Origin of the sequence: Ferruginibacter sp. (assembly GCF_031430955.1) — a bacterium.
In the GTDB taxonomy this organism is placed as follows: Bacteria; Bacteroidota; Bacteroidia; order Chitinophagales; family Chitinophagaceae; genus Ferruginibacter.
Genome location: NZ_JANPCM010000145.1, coordinates 1 through 3,747, shown reverse-complemented (window position 1 = coordinate 3,747; position 3,747 = coordinate 1). Strand labels below are relative to the sequence as shown.

General features: G+C 37.4%; 2 protein-coding genes. Both read right to left on the bottom strand.

What is annotated here, in order from left to right; genetic code table 11:
• The coding region (locus ACY65O_RS03990) for a hypothetical protein (RefSeq protein WP_462219555.1) at positions 1 to 390 on the bottom strand (390 nt) is incomplete at its 3' end.
• A 203-nt stretch (positions 391 to 593) separates the two neighbouring features.
• Positions 594 to 3,113, bottom strand: a complete 2,520-nt coding sequence (locus ACY65O_RS03985) for an L-rhamnose mutarotase (protein ID WP_462219554.1) — start codon at positions 3,111 to 3,113, stop codon at positions 594 to 596.
• Between the last annotated feature and the right edge of the window lie 634 nt (positions 3,114 to 3,747).

Below are 3,747 nucleotides of genomic sequence, written 5' to 3'. Positions count from 1 at the left end.
TGAACCAATCTTTTCATCTATTAAATTTGAAATATCCACCACAGCACCATATTCAATAAATGTCTCATAAAACTTGTAATAATTATCTCCCCAATAAATCATAGCACAAGCCATTGGAGCACCTTTTCCTACATCCTGACCATTTTCTAAAAATTTTAGCCTTGTATCATATAAAAAACAAATTGCTCGAGCTTTTGTAAAGACAAATCTCTTCCAATGCGAAGTGTTAGCTGCAATTGGAATTAATGCCAATACATCTGAACCAAATTCAGTATTGGCATGGGCACATTTTGCCAGCCAGTTTTTTATAGCAATCCGTAAAATTTTGTAATTGCTGAGCCGTACCAGCATTAGCCATACCGGTAATGTAAAAACTAAATTTATCTTCAAAGAAACTTCTTACTAAAAATGTTTTACCTACCCTCCGCCTGCCATATACTGCTACAAATTCCGACTTATTGCTTTCCATTACCGAGTGAAAGAAATCAATTTCACCCTCCCGGCCGATGATGTTTTGCATTACTGTATCTTTTTGGTTTGGCTATAAATCTACAAAATATACCACTTATAGCCAAACCGAAAACTGCGGCCCTTTACAATGGCTTTAAAAAAATCCATGTTTCTCCCTTCTTTGTTCCCTCAATCCCTTCCTGGTATTTACTCATTATTTTATTCCACTCATCCACTCTTGGATTATTCTCCACCGTCTTCGGATTTAATTTATCCAAACTTTCTCCCTTAGGAATACTTATTACCAAAACCAATTGCCTGCCGTTTTTATAAATTAATAATTGCTGAAAGCTGGCATTGCAAAAACCTTTGGCTACCTCGGGCCATTTTTCAAATTGAGTGGCGTGGTAATTTAAATATTCCTCCTGCATTTTTTTATCAGCTACTAAATTGCAGGTGAGTAAAATATGATCCCACGCTTTTGCAACATTCTTATCATCACAATATTTTCTGTTGAATTCATAAAACATATCGTGGTAAACTTTTATTTCTGTATTGGGGAAATTATTTTGTAACCTTCCCTGCATTATGCCAATATCCTGCACCTTGGCAAAGATCACGTAATGGTTTTGCCATTGGTAAATTGCAGCCGTATCAATATTGTTTTTAAAAAGAACAATTTTTAATTTTTGCACATCCAGTGTTTCATTTTCTTTTACAACCAGTTCAATTACTTCGTGGTGTTCTTTATTAATGGCAAGATGATTGAGTTTTGCAGTTTTTTCTTTTTGTAAGAATTGATATTCATTTTCTAAACCTGCATTTTGTTTTACGGCAGCGTTTACATCCGGTCCGTTATTGCTCCATACATTACCGGGGCCATTAGCATTTTGTAAATATTTTTGTGAAGCTGTCCAGTTATCTTTCACCGTAAAATAAGAAGAGCCTTCATCGGTGTAAATATAAAACCAGTGCGAAGGCAAATGAGCATACGGTGCTTTGTAAATACTGTCGATATAATTTTGTGTGATGAATGAATTAGGTTGAGCACTCAATGTATAAATGCCACTGCAATCGTAATTGTGTTTACCATAATGGTGAATGCTGTTTTTAATAATGGTGTTATTTTTCATCGCATTCGCTATCGGGCTCCAGCCCCAACCCATGCTGATGCCGCTGTAAGCAACATTTTCAATTTCGTTATTTGCTACCAAAGAATTTTTGGTGTAACCCAAACCAATGCCCACACAACTCCAGTCTTCGTTGGTAACATCAGTAATTAAATTATTGCTGATGGTTATTTTATCACAAACTTCTCTTTCATCTTTGGGGTTATAAGGCAAATGAATTTCTGTTGCAGCGTCTGAATATATACCTGCAAGTATTGCAGTACCACCAATATCTTTAAACAAATTTCCTTTTACCAAATTATCATGCACTGCTTTGTTATAATCTAATCCTGTTGAGGCTAAATGTAAAAACCGGCAATTTTCAAAATTAATTTTATCAGCAAAATTTATTTCCACTGCTGCTGCCGGCCTGCCGATCCATGCCTGGTTATCTAAAGTTTTTTTATCCGCCGTGCCGGCAGGTTTTAATTTATACGCTTCCGTCATATACATACCAGCCTGGTGTGGCACATGCCCCTGTTGTGATGGACGCAACCAACCGGTGTGCTGAAAAGAAATGCCTGTAAAATAAATATGGGTAACCGGGTTGTCAATCGTTCCTTCAATTTTTACTAAGGTTTCTAATGAAGGTGCCACAACAGTTGCTGTCAACAAATTTTCATTTACTCCTGGCCAGTAATAAATTTTATGATTTGCCATATCCAAATACCATTCGCCGGGTTCATCTAAAAACTGCAGGGCATTGGTTAAGCAAAACGCAGAGTTACCCGTTTCTTTCGATAGCCATGGTGCCGGCCACGGATGTTCGCTTTGTATTTTACTTTCGGGTTGCTGAAAAAATAATTTCGTACTGTCGCCCTGCACTTCCATTTTTTTAATGCGTAAAATGGCAATGGCCCACCATTGGTGAATAAACATTTCCATGCCACTAACATTTTGCAGCGATAAAGTTTTTTGTGCAGGTATCCAGCAGGTCTGTTCTTTTTTATCCCAGCTTAAAATGCGGTCCATCAAATCGCCGTTCATGCTTTTTGCTCTTATGGCTTTTGTATCGTTCACCCACAGTTGCCTGAATTCGGACAATCTTCCTGCGGTAAGCGGTACATCCGCTACCCAAACTTTGCCCTGTGCATTTAATGGAAGGCCTGCTATTTTTTTATGTAACTTTTGCCAATTATTTATTTTAAATCCACCACTTAAAATGGGTATTTCATTTGATGCAGCTTGTATGTATGTAGGGCTTTCATTAGTGCCTGCATCTTCTGGCCTTATAAAAACCGGTTCGTATAAATTATACACGCCGCCGCCTACAATAATATTTATCCCGCCTGCAATTGCCGCATCATTCAAACGCCGCCACTCCCTGGCTTTACGCAATGCAGCGTTTATTGTTGCCAGTGGTTTTTGTTTCGATCCATCATTTACGTCCGAACCATTGGCAGCTACAAAAATATCGCCAGCCCATGCATTAAAATTAAAAAGCAGTAACAACACCAGCAACAGTGCAGGCAAGCATTGGGGCAATCGTTTCATCGTTAAAAATTAGTGCGCTAAAAATATTTGAGCATAGCCCTTACGATGTACAATTTACCTAAATCAATACCGCTTAACAAGGTAGGTATTTACTAAAAAGATGGAAGATATTACTATTTGAAAGCGATGGATTTGTGCTGCCGGTTGAGGAAGGGAAGATAATTGCGTTGTTGTTTTTTTGGGACAGGCATTTGTTTTCCATGTCATCGTCGTTGTGTCACTCACTTTTACGGCATACCATTGTTGAACTTTTATCATACAAATTAATTGGGTCATTTTATTTGAGTGGCATCAAAAAAATATACAAATGAATTTGTACAATAATTGCACAATGGGCTAATAAATTTACGAATTAGCTTATGACGCAAATGGCGTATAAATGGCGTAATACGTATTACGCTGATTGGTTCCAATTGGCTATTTAAAAACAAGGGGACAAAAAGGGGCAGGGCTTTTTATAAGCTAAGTTGAATTGCGTCGTAATTGCGTCAATGTCCGATAAGTTAAACCTGTATTGGTAGGTAAGTAGAGCAACAAAAAGATGATTAAGTTTATTTTTTGAATACCAGCTTTATTTTTCCATGGTATTGTAATACGGTTGCTTTTGACGAATTTACTCGTTCTGACAAACGGC

Coding starts and splice junctions, on each gene's coding strand:
- ACY65O_RS03985 (WP_462219554.1), bottom strand. CDS start 3,113: ATGAAACGATTGCCCCAATGCTTGCCTGCACTGTTGCTGGTGTTGTTA.